This window comes from Chromobacterium vaccinii, from assembly GCF_001855275.1.
GTDB classification, from domain to species: Bacteria; Pseudomonadota; Gammaproteobacteria; order Burkholderiales; family Chromobacteriaceae; genus Chromobacterium; species Chromobacterium vaccinii.
The window spans coordinates 1,499,019-1,516,257 of sequence record NZ_CP017707.1; the positions used below are offsets into that span (position 1 = coordinate 1,499,019).

18 protein-coding genes are annotated in these 17,239 nt (G+C 66.8%); 15 read left to right on the plus strand and 3 right to left on the minus strand.

The window, feature by feature from the left end; translation table 11 throughout:
* Positions 1–374 precede the first annotated feature (374 nt).
* Both BKX93_RS06860 and BKX93_RS06865 read right to left on the minus strand, forming a co-directional pair.
* Positions 375–2,735: a YbcC family protein gene (locus BKX93_RS06860; protein ID WP_070979278.1), complete on the minus strand. Its 2,361-nt coding sequence runs from the start codon at positions 2,733–2,735 to the stop codon at positions 375–377.
* Positions 2,728–4,227: an NADH-quinone oxidoreductase subunit L gene (locus tag BKX93_RS06865; protein ID WP_070979280.1), complete on the minus strand. Its 1,500-nt coding sequence runs from the start codon at positions 4,225–4,227 to the stop codon at positions 2,728–2,730. The genes BKX93_RS06860 and BKX93_RS06865 overlap by 8 nt, the downstream gene beginning before the upstream one ends.
* A gap of 95 nt (positions 4,228–4,322) precedes the next feature.
* Here BKX93_RS06865 and BKX93_RS06870 point away from each other — a divergent pair, with 95 nt between their 5' ends.
* On the plus strand, positions 4,323–5,225 hold the full coding sequence (locus tag BKX93_RS06870) for a LysR family transcriptional regulator (RefSeq protein ID WP_070979282.1): 903 nt from the start codon (positions 4,323–4,325) through the stop codon (positions 5,223–5,225).
* Between the two features lie 9 nt (positions 5,226–5,234).
* Here the strand turns inward: BKX93_RS06870 and BKX93_RS06875 are convergent, their stop codons facing one another.
* Positions 5,235–5,870 (minus strand): TetR/AcrR family transcriptional regulator, encoded by a 636-nt coding sequence (locus BKX93_RS06875; RefSeq protein ID WP_046157033.1) that lies wholly within the window; start codon positions 5,868–5,870, stop codon positions 5,235–5,237.
* A 115-nt stretch (positions 5,871–5,985) separates the two neighbouring features.
* Between BKX93_RS06875 and BKX93_RS06880 the strand changes: the two genes are divergently transcribed.
* The 14 genes from BKX93_RS06880 (at position 5,986) to BKX93_RS06940 (ending at position 17,130) form a co-directional block, all read left to right on the plus strand.
* Positions 5,986–7,272 (plus strand): NAD(P)/FAD-dependent oxidoreductase, encoded by a 1,287-nt coding sequence (locus tag BKX93_RS06880; RefSeq protein WP_070979283.1) that lies wholly within the window; start codon positions 5,986–5,988, stop codon positions 7,270–7,272.
* Positions 7,269–8,045: a DUF1365 domain-containing protein gene (locus tag BKX93_RS06885; protein ID WP_070979285.1), complete on the plus strand. Its 777-nt coding sequence runs from the start codon at positions 7,269–7,271 to the stop codon at positions 8,043–8,045. Before BKX93_RS06880 ends, BKX93_RS06885 begins: the two co-directional genes overlap by 4 nt.
* Positions 8,042–9,247 (plus strand): SAM-dependent methyltransferase, encoded by a 1,206-nt coding sequence (locus BKX93_RS06890; protein ID WP_046157036.1) that lies wholly within the window; start codon positions 8,042–8,044, stop codon positions 9,245–9,247. Before BKX93_RS06885 ends, BKX93_RS06890 begins: the two co-directional genes overlap by 4 nt.
* Positions 9,247–9,780, plus strand: coding sequence for a DUF3833 domain-containing protein (locus BKX93_RS06895; protein ID WP_046157037.1), 534 nt, complete (start codon positions 9,247–9,249; stop codon positions 9,778–9,780). The genes BKX93_RS06890 and BKX93_RS06895 overlap by 1 nt, the downstream gene beginning before the upstream one ends.
* Positions 9,777–10,556, plus strand: coding sequence for an SDR family NAD(P)-dependent oxidoreductase (locus BKX93_RS06900; RefSeq protein WP_070979287.1), 780 nt, complete (start codon positions 9,777–9,779; stop codon positions 10,554–10,556). Before BKX93_RS06895 ends, BKX93_RS06900 begins: the two co-directional genes overlap by 4 nt.
* Complete coding sequence (locus BKX93_RS06905; protein ID WP_070979289.1) at positions 10,553–10,987, plus strand: nuclear transport factor 2 family protein; 435 nt, start codon at positions 10,553–10,555, stop codon at positions 10,985–10,987. The genes BKX93_RS06900 and BKX93_RS06905 overlap by 4 nt, the downstream gene beginning before the upstream one ends.
* Positions 10,987–11,148 (plus strand): DUF2256 domain-containing protein, encoded by a 162-nt coding sequence (locus BKX93_RS25665; RefSeq protein ID WP_080770358.1) that lies wholly within the window; start codon positions 10,987–10,989, stop codon positions 11,146–11,148. The genes BKX93_RS06905 and BKX93_RS25665 overlap by 1 nt, the downstream gene beginning before the upstream one ends.
* The gene (locus tag BKX93_RS06910) at positions 11,145–12,674 is read left to right on the plus strand and encodes a cryptochrome/photolyase family protein (RefSeq protein ID WP_070979291.1); all 1,530 of its coding nucleotides are present in this window, start codon (positions 11,145–11,147) and stop codon (positions 12,672–12,674) included. Before BKX93_RS25665 ends, BKX93_RS06910 begins: the two co-directional genes overlap by 4 nt.
* Positions 12,675–12,682: 8 nt before the next feature.
* A complete protein-coding gene (locus BKX93_RS06915) occupies positions 12,683–13,219 on the plus strand; it encodes a lipocalin family protein (RefSeq protein ID WP_070979292.1) in 537 nt (178 codons plus the stop codon).
* Positions 13,206–13,433, plus strand: coding sequence for a TIGR02450 family Trp-rich protein (locus BKX93_RS06920; RefSeq protein ID WP_070979295.1), 228 nt, complete (start codon positions 13,206–13,208; stop codon positions 13,431–13,433). Before BKX93_RS06915 ends, BKX93_RS06920 begins: the two co-directional genes overlap by 14 nt.
* Before the next feature lie 212 nt (positions 13,434–13,645).
* Entirely contained in the window at positions 13,646–14,272 is a 627-nt protein-coding gene (locus BKX93_RS06925; RefSeq protein ID WP_070979297.1) for a diguanylate cyclase, read from the plus strand.
* 167 nt (positions 14,273–14,439) lie between these two features.
* Positions 14,440–14,757, plus strand: a complete 318-nt coding sequence (locus BKX93_RS06930; RefSeq protein ID WP_046157043.1) for a co-chaperone GroES — start codon at positions 14,440–14,442, stop codon at positions 14,755–14,757.
* A gap of 29 nt (positions 14,758–14,786) precedes the next feature.
* Entirely contained in the window at positions 14,787–16,403 is a 1,617-nt protein-coding gene (groL, locus tag BKX93_RS06935; RefSeq protein ID WP_046157044.1) for a chaperonin GroEL, read from the plus strand.
* 235 nt (positions 16,404–16,638) lie between these two features.
* Positions 16,639–17,130, plus strand: coding sequence for a BON domain-containing protein (locus tag BKX93_RS06940; protein ID WP_052729256.1), 492 nt, complete (start codon positions 16,639–16,641; stop codon positions 17,128–17,130).
* Positions 17,131–17,239: the final 109 nt, after the last annotated feature.

Genomic DNA, 17,239 nt, shown 5'->3' on the forward strand with positions numbered 1-17,239 from the left:
GTTGAGAGTTTGTTCACCTGCCTCAAACGAGTGCCTACGGGTTCTAGACGCAGTGCAGGATTTTTCACTAACATTACTGAAAGTTCCGTATTTTGCATTAAGTATGCGCAGCGTCTCCCTTCATGGATGCACTCAAAAATGGGAAAAGCCTTACTTGGCAAAGGCGAAACTTTTCACTTACTTTGCCTCCCTACAGGTCTGTCCCGGTCCCCGTGGACAGTCCAGGATAGGACAGGGTTGCCTACAGGAGCCGTGGTAGTTCAGACTCACACGGAATAGCATCCGCAAAACCCGGGGCGCTTCACGTTGGGTTGATTGGCGCGCATATCGCACTCCAGATGCAGCGGGCCATCGGTCAGATGCCAGGGCGGCGCTCAATCATCTCGCCACCCGCCATCGGCATGCCAGCGCAGCGGCCTGTCGCCGTGCACGCAATACAGGTGCAGCCAGCCGTTTTCCGCCAGCTGGCGCGGGATGGGCTGCGCCGCCAGCGCTTGCGCCAGCCTGTCCGGCGGCGCGTCTATGCAGGCGGCCAGCCGCAGCGGAGCGTGGCGCAGGCGTTGGCCGTCGTGCACCGACTGCCAGGCCAGGCCGATGCGCAAGTCGCCGCTATTGCCTTCGAACACGCCGATGCGGCCGCCCACCACATTGTGCAGTAGCTTGTTGCCGCTGCCGAAGCGGCGCGGGTCCACCGTGGAGGCGAAGTACTGCATGTTGATCCAGTGCGCCACTACCATGGGCGCGGCGAGGATGGCCTGCAGCCCTTTGCCGTCCGGGTCGGCGCGCCAGTCGTATTCATGCAGGAAGGCGCGGCCGCCCAGGTCGAGCTTGCGCGTCTTGGCGCGCGGCGCGGCGATGAACAGCGCATTGCCGGCCAGCCCCCATTCGGGCCGCGTCTCCGCCCAGTCATCGCCCTTCTGCCGCATTTTTTGCAGCAGAATGGCGTCATCCGCCTCCGGCGCGAGGCCTACCAGCGGCGCGCGTCGCCGCCGCGCCAGCGCCGACGCCGCCCGCAATTGCGCCTGCAGATCGGGCAGGCGCGCGCGCGCGTCCGCGCCCAGGGTGTCCGCGTCCAGCAACAGGATTTCGTCGCTGTGCGTCAGGTGCAGCGCGGGCAGGAATACCGTGTCGGCGGGAATGGGCCGGCCCAGCGCCGCCAGCCACTCGCGCAGCGCCGGATCATTGAGCCAGTGGGCCAAGAGCCGCACATGCTGATGGCCGCCATGCCCGCCGCAGGCGCCGCATTGCAGCGCCGCCGCCTGCGGATTGTTGCTGACGTGGCTGGCATGGCCGACCAGCAGCACCCAGGGGGCGAGCGCGCCGGCCAGACCCATGTCCGGCAACAGGCCGGAGACGATTTCCGCGCGCCTCTCCAGGCCCAGTCCGTCCCGGGGCACAAGCCTGGCGCTGCGCGGCGTCAGCCAGGGATCGAGCTGCGGCAGCGCGGCTTGACGGCCGCTCGCCTTGCTGCGCCCGGCCAGCGCCGCCAGCTTGGCAAGGCCGGCGCTTTCCACCAGGGCGAACCCAGACAGCGGCGAGCGCTGGAAGGCCCGCCAGCCGCGCCGCGCGGCAGATGGCTTGGACGCGGGCGCCGCACTCGCTTCCCAGCCCGGCGCCAGCAGCGCCGGCAGGCGCGGCTGGGCGACATCGCTGCCCGGCACGCGGTAGGCCAGCGGCAGGCCGAAAAAGCCGGCGAAACCGTAGGTGCGGCTGTCGGGAACGGTTTCCTCCAGCGCGCGGCGCAGCGGCTCGGAACGCACGTCGATGCAGAACACGGCTTGCATCGCCGGACGGGCGGCGTCTTCGGCGGCGGATTCGCGGCACAGCGCCTGGGCCAGCGGCGCATGCAAGGACAGTTCATGCGCGCGCTGCCAGATCAGCGCGCGCGCATCGGCGCGGCCATGCCGGCGCGGCTCCCAATCGCGGCGCCAGGCCGCCCAGGCGCTGTCAGGCCCGCGCGCGCCGTCGTCCAGCAGGCATTCCCAAGCCATCTGGATCGCCAGCAGCTGGCGCAGATGGCCATCGGCTTCGCCTTTCAGCCCGGCCTGCCAGCCAAGATAGGCGCACCAGGCGGCCCAGCCGTTATTGCGCATCAGCAGCGCCTGCAGCCAGGGCTTCAGCCACCTCGGCTCTGCTTGCAGCTGCGCGAGTCCGGCTGCCAGCATGGCCTCCGCGTCGCCGGGCAGCCGTTCGGCGCGCAGGCGCAGCTGCCCGCGCCGCTCCGGCAAGGCGCTCAGGCCGTAAGGATGGCGCATCTGTTCCCGCCAGGCGGCGTAAAAGCCGCGCTCATGGTCCAGGTGCCAGTTGGCCTGATCGCGATCGAACCAGGCCGCGCAATACTGGCTGATCTGCTGGATGACGACATCGGTCCAGCTTTGCGCGCCGAGCGGGCCCGCCGCCTCGCGATGGCAGGCGGCCAGCAGCCGCGGCGGCGGGGCAGGATCGGCATCGCGCGGCTCGGCGTCCAGCCAAGCTTGCGCGCCGCCGCTCCAGCCCGCCTCCGACAGCGCGGCCTCCAGCGCCGCGGCGCTGATTTCGCCGCGCCGCCAGGCGTCCTGATATTCGCCGCGCGGCAAGTGCAGCGGGCTATCCGCCACCAGGCGCAGCGTGTCGGCGGCATGGCTGAAGCGCTGCTCGCGCAGGCCCCAGTACGGCGAGCTGGCCACCAGGCTGTCCAGCGGCCAGGCCGGCGCGATGGCGGCCAGGGCCTGGTCTATGGCCTTGCTGTCAATCACGGCTGCTCTCCCGCAGTTGAGGCCATTTCAGGGCGAAGGGAGCGGCTGGGCGCGGAAGGCGGCGGCCCAGCATGCACCACCATTCGTCCAGATGGAAGCCGGCGAAGGCATGCGGGTAGATCCGGCGCGCCAGCGCGCCTTGCGGATGGCGCAGCAGCCAGCCTTGCAGCAGGAAGACGAGCAGGAACAGCGCGGCCAGCAAGGCTTGCGCCCACTCCGGCGGCAACGGGCCATGCAGCGGCAGGATCCGCGCCGCCAGCGCGTGCAGCAGCAGATACGACTGGCTCAAGGCCAGCGCGGCCAGCCAGCCGGACCAGCCGCGCAGCAGCGCGCCCATGCCCAGGCCCATCGCCAGCCAGAACAGCGGCGGCAAGGCGGCAGCTGGAGTCCAGCGCTGCCACAGCCATTGCGAAGCCGCCAGCAGCGCGGCCGCGATCAGACCGCGCGCCAGATGAAGGAGAACGCCATCGGCCTCTTCCCCGCCCAACATGCGCCGCGCCGCGCTGTCGCGCGCCGTTTCGCCGGCCAGCAGGAAGGCGTGGGCCTTGTAGAACGAGTGGGCCAGCAGATGCAGCAAGGCCAGCGCATACCAGCCCATGCCGATTTCCAGCAGCATGAAGCCCATCTGCGCGCAGGTGGACCAGGCCAGGCGCAGCTTGATGCTGATGCGCGTCAGCATCACCACGCAGCACAACAGCGCGCTGGCGCCGCCCCACAGCATCAGCAGGATGCTGGCCGGCGGCGTGGCTTGCAGCAGCGGCGCCGCCTTGATCAGCACCATGCCGCCCAGATTCACCACCCCGGCGTGCAGCAGCGCGGAAATCGGCGTCGGCGCTTCCATCACCTGGGTCAGCCAACCATGGAAGGGCAACTGGGCGGTCTTGATCGCCACCGCCGCCGCCAGCAGCAGGCCGGCCGCCGCGGCGTAGCCCTGCGCGCCATCGGCCAACGCCTGCGGCGAGCCGGGCAGCAGGCTGAGGCTGCCGCCTGACAGCGCCCACAGCAGCAGCGCGCCCAGCAACAAGAGCTCGGCCAGCCGGCTGGCGCGCCATTCGCGGCGGGCGGCCAGTTGCGCCGCCGGCCGGCCGGGGTAAAAGGTAAGCAGCGCCTGCAAGGCCAGGCTGCAAGCGATCCAGGCCAGCGCCATCAGCAACAGGTGGCTGGCTTGCACCACCAGCGTCACAGCCGCCAGCAGGCAGCCGATGGCACGCAAGAAGCGCGCCTGGCCCGGCTCGCCTTGCATGTAGCGGCGCGAGTAGCGCAGCACCATCCAGCCCAGCAGCTGGATCAGCGCCTGCATCAGCCACGCGGCGGCGAACCACGGCGCAGGCGTGGGCAGGAAGATCAGGGGAAGCAGCAGCAGGCCGCCGGCCAGGGCGGCGATTTCGGCTGCCCGCCAGTGGCGCGGCAGCGCGCGGCCCGGCCACAGGGCGGGCAGCAACCAGGCCAGCGCGATGGCGCATGGCAACGCGGCAAGCAGGGTTTGGGGCATGGAAGGCTCCGTTGTTTTCCTGCCCGAACTTTGCCTGAGCCAATATGTTCAGTAAAATAGATTAAATATTAGTTTTCATTCTTAATTTAAGAACGATGAGCCGGCTCAACTACCACCATCTGCATTATTTCTGGGCTGTCGCCAGCGAGGGCCACCTGACCCGCGCGGCCGAAAGGCTGCATGTCTCGCAATCGGCGCTGTCGGCGCAAATCCGCCAGCTGGAGCAGCAACTGGGCCAGCCGTTGTTCCTGCGCGAAGGCCGCAAGCTGCAGCTGACCGAGCTTGGCGCGGTGGTGATGCGCTATGCCGAAGAGATTTTCGCGCTGGGCAACGAGCTGTTGGCCGCCGCCGCCTCCGGCCAAGGACGCGGCACCTTGCGCATAGGCAGCGTGGCCACGCTGTCGCGCAATTTCCAGGAGTGGTTTTTGCAGCCGGTGCTGAAAGAAGCCGATGTACGGCTGGTGCTGGAATCCGGCAGCCTGGAGGAGCTGCTGCAGCGGCTCCAGGCGCACGAACTGGACGTGGTGCTGTCCAATCGCCCTGCCCTTGGCGACGACAAGCAATCCTGGCGTTGCCGCACGCTGGCGCGGCAGCCGGTGGTGCTGGTGGGGCCGCCGCTGCCGGAGGGGCAAACCTTCCAGTTCGAACGCGACCTGCCGGCGCTGCCGCTGCTGGTGCCCAGCCGCAAGAGCGAGATTCGCCTGCGTTTCGACCTGCTGTGCGAGGAACTGGCGCTGCAGCCGGCCATCCGCGCCGAAGTGGACGATATGGCCATGCTGCGCCTGCTGGCCCGCGACGCCGGCTGCGTGGCGCTGCTGCCGGCCATCGTCGTGCGCGACGAGCTCGGCAAGGGCTTGCTGCAACAATACTGCGTGGTGCCGCGCGTCGAGGAGACCTTCTACGCCATCACCGTGCAGCGCCAGTATCTGCCGCCGCTGCTGCAAGATCTGCTGCGCATGGCGGCAGACGATCAGGCGCGGAGCCTGGCCGCGCCCTGACCCGCGGCGTCACGATTCCCCGTCAGCCCGGCGACGGCCGGCCGACATGCCGTCGAAACAGACCTGAAGCATATGCCTGACGATGTCTTCGTCAGGGTATTTTCCATACACCCGCAAATACTCCACCGCCGGATCGCAGGTTCGCGAGTAATAACTGTACAGGATCACGTCCGTCGGCATGTCCGCCTGCAACTCCCCCTGCCGCTTGGCCTGTTCGACGATGCCCTGCAGCATTTTGTGCAGCTTGATCGCCCGGCTGACGTAACGCAGGCTGCGCGTCAGCATGGCGCGCACCTGCGGACTGGTCGAGGGCAGGAACGGCAACCCGCCCTCGAGGCGCACCCGCAGCGCCCAGGCCAAGAGATCGCGCAGGCGGGCAAGCGGGCTCAACTCCGGCGCCTGCCGCGCCAGAAAATCCTGGGCGTCGTCCAGCAAGCGGATCATCACCTCGGTCGCCAGCTCATCCTTGGATTTGAAATGCTTGTACAGGCTGGGCTTGGAAATCCCCGCTTCGCCGGCCACATCGTCCATGGTCATCAGGTCGAAACCCTTGCTCGCCAGCATTCGCGTCGTGGCGTCGAGCACGGCCTGCTCGCGCAGCTTGAAGGCCTGGTCCTTGAAGCTGAGCCTGCCTAATATACCCATCGGTAACACCTTTTACTGATCAGTATCATTTTTTTCAAATCGGTTTTATCCTGAATATAAAGCAGCGCCGGCGCACTGCCAAGCCGGCGGATTTCCTACCTCGCGACAGGACGACATGGTGAACGCCACATCGCCACAACGCATCGCCGTGATAGGCGGCGGCATCGCCGGCCTTGCCACGGCTTACTTTCTCTGCCGACGGCACGCGGTGACGCTGTTCGAAGCCGCCGACTACCTGGGCGGCCATACCCACACCGTCGACGTCACGGTCGACAGCCGCGACTTCGCCGTCGATACCGGCTTTCTGGTATTCAACGATCGCACCTATCCCAACCTCATCGCCTTGTTCCAGGAACTGGGCATTCGCAGTCATCCCAGCGACATGTCGTTCAGCGTCTCCTTGGGCCAGGGCCGGCTGGAGTGGGCGGGCCGCGATCTGAACAGCGTGTTCGTCCAGCGCCGCAATCTGCTGTCGCCCGGCTTCTGGGGCATGCTGTCCGACATCCTGCGCTTCAACCGCGAGGCGGAGCGCAATCTGCGCCGCGCGATCGAGACCCCGCAAAGCCTGGGACGCTTGCTGGACGCGGACGGATACGGCGCGCGCTTTCGCCGCCACTACCTGCTGCCGATGGCGGCGGCGATCTGGTCCAGCCCCTGCCGCGACATCCTGTCCTTTCCGGCCGAGACTTTCCTGCGCTTCTGCCTGAACCATGGCCTGCTGCAATTGCGCGACCGGCCGCAATGGCGCACGGTGCCGGGCGGCGCACGGCAATATGTCGAGAAAATCGCCGCCGGCCTGGCGGATGTCCGGCTGTCTACGCCGGTGCTGCGCGTCACCCGGGTGGATGGCCGCGCGCGCCTGCTGACCGCCTCCAGCGAAGAAACCTTCGACAGCGTCGTTTTCGCCACCCATGCGCCGCAAACGCTGGCCATGCTGGCGGATGCCGATGATTTGGAGCGCAAGATGCTGTCCGCCGTCCGTTATCAGGCCAATGAGGCGGTGCTGCATACCGACGCCTCTTTGCTGCCCCGCCGCGAAGCGGCCTGGTCAGCCTGGAATTTCCTGTCTGACGACGATGACGACAGCCGCGCGGTAGGCGTCAGCTATCTGCTCAACCAACTGCAGCCCCTGCCTGTCTCCACGCCGGTGGCGGTCACCTTGAACCCGCCGCGCCCCCCCGATCCGGCCAAGGTGCTAGGCCGCTATCATTACGAGCATCCGCTGCTTGACACCTTCGCCATCGCCGCGCAAAAGGCTTTGCCCGGCATTCAGGGTCGCCCTGCCTGCTGGTTCGCCGGCGCCTGGACCGGCTACGGCTTCCACGAAGACGGACTGAACTCCGCGCTGCGCGTGGCGCGGGATTTTGGGCTGGCCCCGGCCTGGGCGAGGTTGGAAAAATGAGCGGCGCCTATCTGTTGACCGGGCAGGTGATGCACCGCCGCTTGCGGCCGGCGCCCAATCGCTTCGTCTATCCGGTTTTCTGCCTGCGCTTGAATCTGGCCAAGCTAGAAAGCCTGCGCGGCTTCTGGTTTGGCGTCGACCGCTGGCGGCCGCTGTCGCTGCGCACGCGCGACTACGGCCCGCGCGACGGCTCGCCGCTCTTGCCGTGGATACGCGCGCGGCTGGCCGAGGCCGGCCTGCCCGCCGACGGCGAGGTCTGGCTGCAAACCTTTCCGCGCGTGTTCGGCTATGTGTTCAACCCGGTCAGTTTCTGGCATTGCCACGACGCCTCCGGCCAGTTGATCGCGGTGCTGGCCGAGGTGAACAATACCTTTGGCGAAAGGCATGGCTATCTGTTGAGCCAGACTGGCGGCGGCTCCATCTCCGCCGCCAGCCAGCTCTCATGCCGCAAACTGCTGCACGTCTCGCCGTTTTGCCGCGTCGAAGGCCACTACCGCTTCCGCTTCCATCAAAGCGGAGACCATGCGCTGGTCCGCATCGACTACCACAACGACGCCGGCCCGCTGCTGCACACCGCCATCTCTGGCCGCCTGGCGCCGCTTACGCCGGGCGCCGCCGCGCGCGCCCTGCTGCGCCAGCCGCTGCTGACTCTGGGCGTCATCGCCCGCATCCACTGGCAGGCGCTGCGGCTGTGGCTCAAACGAGTGCCCTTTTTCCGCAAACCTCATCCCCCCGCCGCCGCGCTCAGCCGCGGCCAGGAGCTGAAGCCATGAGCGCAAGCCAACCCATCGCCTTGTCCCGTCCCGATATTCCCGCCGCCGGGCGGGCGCTGCTGGCCCTATTGTCGAAACTGCGCCACGGCAGCCTCAAACTCATCACCCCGGATGGCGAGACCCTGTGGTTCGGCGCTCTCCATGCGGAAACCGACGCCGAGCTGCAGCTGCGCGACTGGCGCGCCTGCGGCCGCATCATGGCCGGCGGCGATATCGGCTTTGCCGAGGCCTGCCGCGACGGCTGGCTGGATAGCCCGGACCTGACGGCGCTGCTGCGGCTGGCGTTGCGCAACGAAGACGCCTTGCAGCTGGGCAAGCTAGGCCGCTGGGCCGCGCGCTGCTGGCACAAGCTGCGCCACCTCTTGCGCGCCAACAGCCGCCGCGGCAGCCGGCGCAACATCCACGCCCATTACGATATCGGCAACGATTTTTACCAGCTGTGGCTGGACCCGAGCTGGACCTATTCCAGCGCCTGGTTCGACGGCGACCACAGCCTGCCCTTGGCCGACGCGCAAGCGCGCAAGTACCAGCGCATCTGCGAGCAACTGCGGCTGCGCCCCGGCATGCGGGTGCTGGAAATCGGCTGCGGCTGGGGCGGCTTCGCCGAGCATGCCGCCCGCCTCGGCGTGGCGGTGCATGGCATCACCATCTCGGACGCGCAGCTGGACTTCGCCCGCCGCCGCCTGGCCAACGAACCGCTGGTCAGGCTGGAGCACCGCGACTACCGCGACCTCTCCGGCCAATACGACGCCATCGTGTCGATCGAAATGTTCGAGGCGGTGGGCGAGCACTACTGGCGCGGCTATTTCGACACCCTGCGCCGCTGCCTGAAGCCGGGCGGCCTGGCGCTGGCGCAAAGCATCACCATAGAGGAGTCCCGCTTCGAGGCGTACCGCGCCGGCGCCGACTTCATCCAGACCTTCATCTTCCCCGGCGGCATGCTTCCCAGCCGCGAGCGCTTCCAGCGGGCCGCGCAGCAAAGCGGCCTGGCATGCCGCGGCCGGCTGGATTTCGGCGCCGACTACGCGGAAACCCTGCGCCGCTGGCGCGATGCTTTCGAGGCCAACCTCGTCGCCATCCGCGCCCAAGGCTTCGATGAGGCCTTCATCCGGCTGTGGCGGCTGTATCTGTGCTACTGCGAAGCCGGTTTCGACGAAGGCCGCATCGGCGTTTCGCAATTTCTGCTGGAAAGGAATGCGTGATGCCGCGCGCCGCCCTCGCCTCCTTGCTGGCCTTGCTGACGGGTTGCGCCGGACCGTCGGTAGCCGATTACGCCGCCAATCGACCGCTGCTCGACCCCGGCCGGTTTTTCCTCGGCAAAACCGAGGCCTGGGGCATGTTCCAGGATAGGCAGGGCCGATTGCTGAAGCGCTTTACCGTAGACATGGACGGCGAGCGCCAGGGAGACGAGCTGGTGCTGACCGAGCGCTTCCATTACAGCGACGGCAGCCGCCAGCAGCGGGTATGGCGGCTCAAGCCCATAGGCGACGACCGCTGGCGCGGCGTGGCCGACGATGTGGTGGGCGAGGCCGTCGGCGAGACGGCCGGCAACGCGCTGCGCTGGCGCTACACGCTGAAGCTGCCGGTGGACGGCAAGGAATACCAGGTGCAGTTTGATGACTGGATGTTCCTGCAAGACGAGCGCAGCCTGCTCAACCGCGCCGAGATGAGCAAGTTCGGCTTCCGCCTGGGCGAAGTCACGCTGTTTTTCCGCAAGCCGGAGCCGCGGCCGTGAGCTTGCGCCTCAATCCGGCCATACCAGACTGGCGCGCGCGCCGCGTCTGGGTGATAGGCGCGTCCAGCGGCATAGGCGCCGCGCTGGCCACCGAACTGCTGGACGCCGGCGCCGAAGTCATCCTGTCGGCGCGGCGCGGCGAACCGATGCAGGCGCTGGCCGCCGGCCGCGCCGGCGCGCGCGTGGAAACGCTGGACGTGACCGATCCGGCGGCCTGGCGGCGGGGATGGGAGCGGCTGGAGCAAAACGGCGCGCGGCCCGACCTGATAGTGTTCTGCGCGGCCGACTACCGCCCGCAGACCTGTCTGGACCTGCATGCCGAGGAAACCCGCCGCCTGCTCGACACCAATCTGCTGGGCGTCTACCACGGGCTGGAAGTGGTGTTGCCGGCGCTGGCGCGGCAAGGCCGCGGAGGCGTGGCGCTGATCGCCAGCGTAGCCGGTTACGCCGGTTTGCCCGGCGCGGCGGTGTACGGCCCCGGCAAGGCGGCGCTGATCAATCTGGCGGAAATCCTCTACACCGAGCTCAAGCCGCGCGGGGTGGCGGTTTATCTGATCAATCCCGGCTTCGTCGCCACCCCGCTCACCGCCAAGAACCACTTCGCCATGCCGGCGCTGCTGACGCCGCGCCAGGCGGCGCAAAGCATCATGCGCGGTCTTTCGCGCGGCGCGTTTGAAATCCACTTCCCGCTGCGCTTCACCGTATGGCTCAAACTGTTGCGGCTGCTGCCCTACCGGCTGCGGCTGCCCTTGCTCGCGAGGCTGGCTCGACCATGAAACGCATCCCCTCCCAAGCCGACTGGCAGGCTTTGCTTGACTGGTACCAGACGTTGACGCCGGACACCTTGCCCGATATCGGCCACTTCTACGCTGAAGACGCCCGCTTCAAGGACCCGTTCAACGACGCGCGCGGCATCGCCGACATCCAGGCGGTGTTCCGCCACATGTTCAAGACGCTGGAGCAACCGCGCTTCACCGTCATCCACGCGCTGCGCGACGGCGACCAGGCCTTCCTCACCTGGGATTTCGACTTTGTCTACGCCGGACGCAAGGTCAATATCCACGGCGGCAGCCATCTGCAGTTCGACGCCGGCGGCAAGATCGCGCTGCACCGCGACTACTGGGACGCGGCGGAAGAACTGTTCGAGAAAATACCGGTGCTGGGCCTGCCGGTGGCCTGGCTGCGCAAGAAACTCAAGGTGGTGTGATGGCGGCGCGGACCTTCAAGGGCAACAAGGCGGCGCTGCCGTCCAAGCCCTGCGCCGGCTGCGGCCGGGCCATGAGCTGGCGCAAGAAATGGCGCGCCAGCTGGGATGCCGTCCAGTATTGCTCGGAGCGCTGCCGCCGCCAGAAAGGCAAAGCCGCATGACCACCTTGCGGCTGCTCCTGGGCGACCAGCTCAATCCCTGCCACAGCTGGTTCGCCGAGCCCGACGCCAACGTGGTGCATGTGATGATGGAAATCCGCCAGGAAACCGATTACGTGCGCCACCACGCGCAAAAAATCCTGGCCATCTTCGCCGCGATGCGCGACTTCGCCGCCCAATTGAAATCACAAGGCCACCGCGTGCGCTATGTAGCGATCAACGACGCCAGCAACCGCCAGTCGCTGACCGGCAATCTGGACGCGCTGATCGTCCATTACCGCGCGGCGGCGGTGGAATACCAGGCCCCGGACGAATGGCGGCTGGACCGCCAGCTGGCGGAGTGGGCAGCCGGACTGTCCATACCCTGCCGCATGGCGGACAGCGAGCACTTCTACACCGCGCGCGGCGAGGCGGCGGCGTTTTTCGGCGCGCGGCGGCAATGGCGGCAGGAGACCCTATACCGTCACCTGCGGCGCCAGCACGGCATTTTGATGGACGAAAACGGCGAGCCCGCCGGCGGGCGCTGGAATTTCGACGCCGACAACCGCCAGCGCTGGCCCGGCGTCCCGCCCGAACCAATAGACCCGAGGCCGGCACATGATCACAGCGAACTGTGGCAAACCATACAGGAGGCCAGTGTCGACAGCTTCGGCCAGCCGCAGGCGGACGCGCTGCGCTGGCCGCTCAACCGCGCCGAGGCGCTGGCGCAGCTGCGCGCCTTCGTCGAACAGGCGCTGCCGCATTTCGGCGCCTATCAGGACGCGATGAGCCCGCGCGCGCGGCGGCTGTTCCATTCGCTGCTGTCTTTCGCGCTCAATGTGAAAATGCTGGGGCCGCGCGAGACGGTGGACGCCGCCGTCGCCGCGTGGCGGGAGGGCCGCGCGCCGCTGGCCGCGGTAGAAGGCCTCGCGCGGCAGATACTGGGCTGGCGCGAATACGTGCGCGGCGTGTATTGGGCCAAAATGCCCGGCTACCGCGACAGCAACGCGCTGGCGCACAGCCTGCCGCTGCCGCGCTGGTTCTGGGACGGCGATACCGGCATGCGCTGCCTCGCGCACGCCATCGGCCAATCGCTGGAAGACGCCTACGCCCACCACATCCAGCGGCTGATGGTGATAGGCAATTTCGGCCTGATCGCCGGCCTGTCGCCGCAAGCGCTGCATGAATGGTATCTGGGCGTCTACATCGACGCCTTCGAATGGGTGGAGCTGCCCAACACGCTGGGCATGAGCCAGTTCGCCGACGGCGGGCTGCTGGGCAGCAAGCCTTACGCCGGCAGCGCCGCCTATATCGGCCGCATGGGCGATTACTGCGCCGGCTGCCGTTACCGGCCCAAGCAGCGCGTCGGCGCCGACGCCTGCCCATTCAATGCCTTGTACTGGGGCTTTTTCCAGCGCCACCGCGCGCGGCTGGCCGCCAATCCGCGGCTGGCCCTGGTCTACCGCCAGCTGGACAAGCTGCCGGAAGCCGAACGCGCCGCCATCACTGCGCGCGCCGCCGCGCTGCAATCCGATCTAGACGCACTGTGAGATCCACCATGCTGAAAAACCCGCTCGCGCTGTTCGCCCTCGCTGTGCTGCCATTGACAGGCTGCGATACCGCGCCCCCGCCCGGCATCGCGCCGGTGCAGGGTTTCCAATTGGAACGCTACCAGGGCCGCTGGTATGAAATCGCCCGCCTGGACCACCGCTTCGAACGCGGCCTGCAGGCGGTCAGCGCCGACTACAGCCGCAACGCCGACGGCAGCGTCCGCGTGGTCAACCGCGGCTATGACGCCGCCGCCGCCAGCTGGTGCCAAGCCGTGGGCAAGGCCTGGTTCAACGGCCCTGCCGACATCGCCTCGCTGAAAGTGTCGTTCTTCGGACCGTTCTACGGCGGCTACCATGTGGCGGCGCTGGACCCCGGCTACCGCTGGGCGGTGGTGGTGGGGCCCGACAAGGATTATCTGTGGCTGCTGTCGCGCGATAAACAAGCCGCGCCCGCCGCCAAGCCCGCCCTGCTGGAGGTGGCGGCCGGGCTGGGGGTGCCGGCGGACAAACTGATCTGGGTGAGGCAGGACCGTGGCGACAACTAGACGGCTCAATCCTGAAAAATTGCTGCTCAGCAAATGGACCGCCGCCGCGCCGCGCGACAAGGAAAAACACTTTCTGGTGGTGGCGCTGGGCCGCCCTATGCCCGACGCCGCGGTGGAGACGGTGACGCTGGAGGCGGTCCATACCCGGCGCCGGCAAACCATGGCGTGGCAAGCGCTGCGCGACGCGGGCCAATGGCTGCAAGGGTGGAAATGAAAGCCTGGCCATGACAGCGAGGCATGCCCTTGCCTCGCGCCGGCAATGTTTTTATCGTTTAAGAGTCGCGGTCAAAACCCCTGATCCTGCGTTGCGCCTCCTTGCCGTACTGCCTGTACTGTCTACGTCGGCGCGCCTTGGCTCAGGTGCTTTGCGAGGTTTTGTCAGCCACTCTAAGCAGGTCTTCGCATCCATCGTCATGGAGTGTCGCCATGGAATTGTTCGATACCTTGTCCGCCCAGATCCGCCATATGCGCCTGCCGCTGTTCGCGGTCAGCCTCAGCGCGGTTCCCTTCCCCGATACCCCCCTGCTGTTGATGCTTCATTGGCATGGGTTCCGCAAAGCCGCCGCCGGCCGCGCGCCGACGGGCCAAACCTCGCTGCGGCAAGTGCCGGCGTCGGCCTTGCAGCTGACGCGCAGATGGAGCGCGCTGTCGCTGCTGGAGGAAGAGATTCTGGACGCAGCCTGGCAGCTGGGCGCCTGGAGCCTGCTGCGCGACGAGCGGCGCGGCTGCAACACCATGGGCGCCGCCGCCGGCGAGGAGCTGGCCTGCCGCCAGGCTTTTGGCGATTTGCCGGCGATCGACGGCCAGGAAAGCGTCGTGGCCGAAGCGCCCGACAGCCCCGAGCTGATGCGGCTGGCGGCTCGCCGCGGCTATGTTTGCTGGCAGTTTCGGCCGGTGCATGGCGGGCTGTGGCGCGAGCTGGCCGAAGACGACACGCTGGGCGAAGCCGGGCTGCGCCAGCCCCCTTGTCCGCTCGCGCCGCGCGCCTGCCGCGGCGGCAAGGCGGCCCGGACCGAATACCGTTTCGGCCGCATCGAGCGCGTCATTTTTTAGTCGCATTTTTTCTGAAAAAACCTCTTGAAAAGCTTTTGGCCCGCCCTTACTTCGTCATTCGTCAGCCCCCGGGCTGAGTTTGGCCGGCAAGCGCGGGCATCTTCGCGCCTGCTGCAAGCCGGTCTTACCTACCGTTTCCAATGATCTGAATCGCACAGGAGATTGATATGCAAATCCGTCCTCTGCACGACCGGATTATCGTCAAGCGGGTCGAAAAGGTCCGCCAGACAGCATCCGGCATCGTCATTCCCGATAGCGCCGCGGAAAAGCCCGAGCAAGGCGAAGTACTCGCGGTCGGTCCCGGCAAACGCTTGCCTGACGGCGCCTTGCTGCCGATGCAAGTGCAGGTCGGCGACTTGGTCTTGTTCGGCAAATACGGCGGCCAGACCGTCAAGCTGGACGACCAGGAATACCTGGTGCTGCGCGAAGAGGATGTCTTCGGCGTGGTCGAAGAGACATCCGCATCCGGCCGCAAGGCTGCTTGATTTTCCCCATTCATCACAGGAGTTAAACCATGGCTGCGAAAGAAGTCCGCTTCCACGACAACGCCCGTGAGCGCATCGTCAACGGCGTCAACGTGCTGGCCAACGCGGTGAAAGTCACTCTGGGGCCGAAAGGCCGCAACGTGCTGCTGGCCCGCAGTTTCGGCGCGCCGCACATCACCAAGGACGGCGTGTCGGTCGCCAAGGAAATCGAACTGAAAGACCCATTCGAGAACATGGGCGCGCAGATGGTGAAGGAAGTGGCGTCCAAGACCGCCGACGTGGCGGGCGACGGCACCACCACCGCCACCGTGCTGGCTCAGGCCATCGTGCAGGAAGGCATGAAGTACGTCGCCTCCGGCATGAACCCGATGGACCTGAAGCGCGGCATCGACAAGGCGGTCCATGCCGTCATCAAGGAGCTGCAAACCCTGTCCAAGCCGGTGACCAACAGCAAGGAAACCGCCCAGGTGGCCGCGCTGTCCGCCAATTCCGACGAGGCCATCGGCAAGATCATCGCCGACGCCATGGACAAGGTGGGCAAGGAAGGCGTGATCACCGTCGAGGACGGCAAGTCGCTGGACAACGAGCTGGCCGTAGTCGAGGGCATGCAGTTCGACCGCGGCTACCTGTCACCCTACTTCATCACCGATCCGGAAAAACAGACCGCCGTGCTGGAAGACCCGCTGGTGCTGCTCTACGACAAGAAGATCAGCAATATCCGCGACCTCTTGCCGGTGCTGGAGCAAGTGGCCAAGGCCGGCAAGCCGCTGCTGATCGTCGCCGAAGACGTGGAAGGCGAAGCGCTGGCCACCCTGGTGGTGAACAGCATGCGCGGCATCCTGAAGGTGGCCGCCGTGAAAGCGCCCGGCTTCGGCGACCGCCGCAAGGCCATGCTGGAAGACATCGCCATCCTGACAGGCGGCGCCGTCATTTCCGAGGAAACCGGCCTGACGCTGGAAAAAGCCGGCCTGGCCGAGCTGGGCAGCGCCAAGCGTGTGGAAATCGGCAAGGAAAACACCACCGTCATCGACGGTGCCGGCGACAAGGCCAAGATCGACGCCCGCGTGCAAGCCATCCGGGCGCAGATCGACGCCGCCACCAGCGACTATGACCGCGAGAAGCTGCAGGAACGCGTGGCCAAGCTGTCCGGCGGCGTGGCGGTGATCCGCATCGGCGCGGCCACCGAAGTCGAAATGAAAGAAAAGAAAGACCGCGTCGACGACGCGCTGCACGCCACCCGCGCCGCGGTGGAAGAAGGCATCGTGGCCGGCGGCGGCGTCGCTCTGCTGCGCGCCCGCTCCCATTTGGGCGAGCTGAAAGGCGACAACGCCGACCAGGACGCCGGCATCCAGATCGTGCTGCGCGCGCTGGAGGCGCCGCTGCGCGCCATCGCCGCCAACGCCGGCGACGAGCCGTCGGTCATCGTCAACAAGGTGCTGGAAGGCAAGGGCAGCCACGGCTACAACGCTGCCAGCGGCCAGTTCGGCGACCTGGTGGAAATGGGCGTGATCGACCCGACCAAGGTGACGCGCACCGCGCTGCAAAACGCGGCTTCCATCGCCAGCCTGATCCTGACTACCGACGCCACCGTGGCCGAGGCGGCGCAGGACAGCAAGGCCAAGGCTCCGGCGGAGCTGGATTACTGATCCGCCGATTGCCCCCTTTCGTCATTGGCCCGCGCTCAGGCGCGGGCTTTTTTTGCGCGAATATCTCTATTCGACGTCTAAAACAAAATGCGTCGCTCATGCCACAGGATTTTTACTAACATTGCTGAAAGTTCAGTATTTTTCACTAAGTATGCGCAGCGCCTCCCTTCATTGATGCACTCAAAAGCGGGAAAAGCCTGACTTGGCAAGAATGGAAGTTGTCACTTTAAAGCTCATGCCCGCCCGCGCCTGGAGTCTGGGGTATTGCCTGATACTGGCATGCGGGGCGGCACTCGCCGCTCCCGCGGTCAAAAACTGGTTCAACGACCCGTTCATCCAGGTGCGCAACCGGATAGCGGCCTGCCCGGTTCCTCTGGGCCCATTCGCCACCGAGGCGGAGATGAAACAGCAGGCGCATTCGCGCATCGAGCGCGGCACCAGCTGCTGGCTGGCCAAGCAATGCGCGAAGCCCAACGCCTACATGTACGACGCGGATATCGCCGCCGATCTGCGGCGACGCTTCGCCAAAAGCCGCCGCTTCGCCGACGCCAGCTTGTGGCTTACCGTGCAGCGCCGCTTCGTTTACGTGGAAGGCTGCGTCCGCAGCCGGAATGCCGCCGCCGGCATCGAAGCCTTCATCAAGCGGACTCCAGACGTGCAACTGGTGATTGCAAACATTGCCGCTGGCTCCGGCAAGCCAAATTACGCCGTCATGCCAGAGAGATAGCGGCCCCCGCGCATCTGGCGCGTCTCCGCCTTGCATGCTCTTAAACGAGTAAACGAGCCGGCTCGGCGGCCAGTGGGCAATTGTCGGCGACAAGCGGCCGCCATCGTCA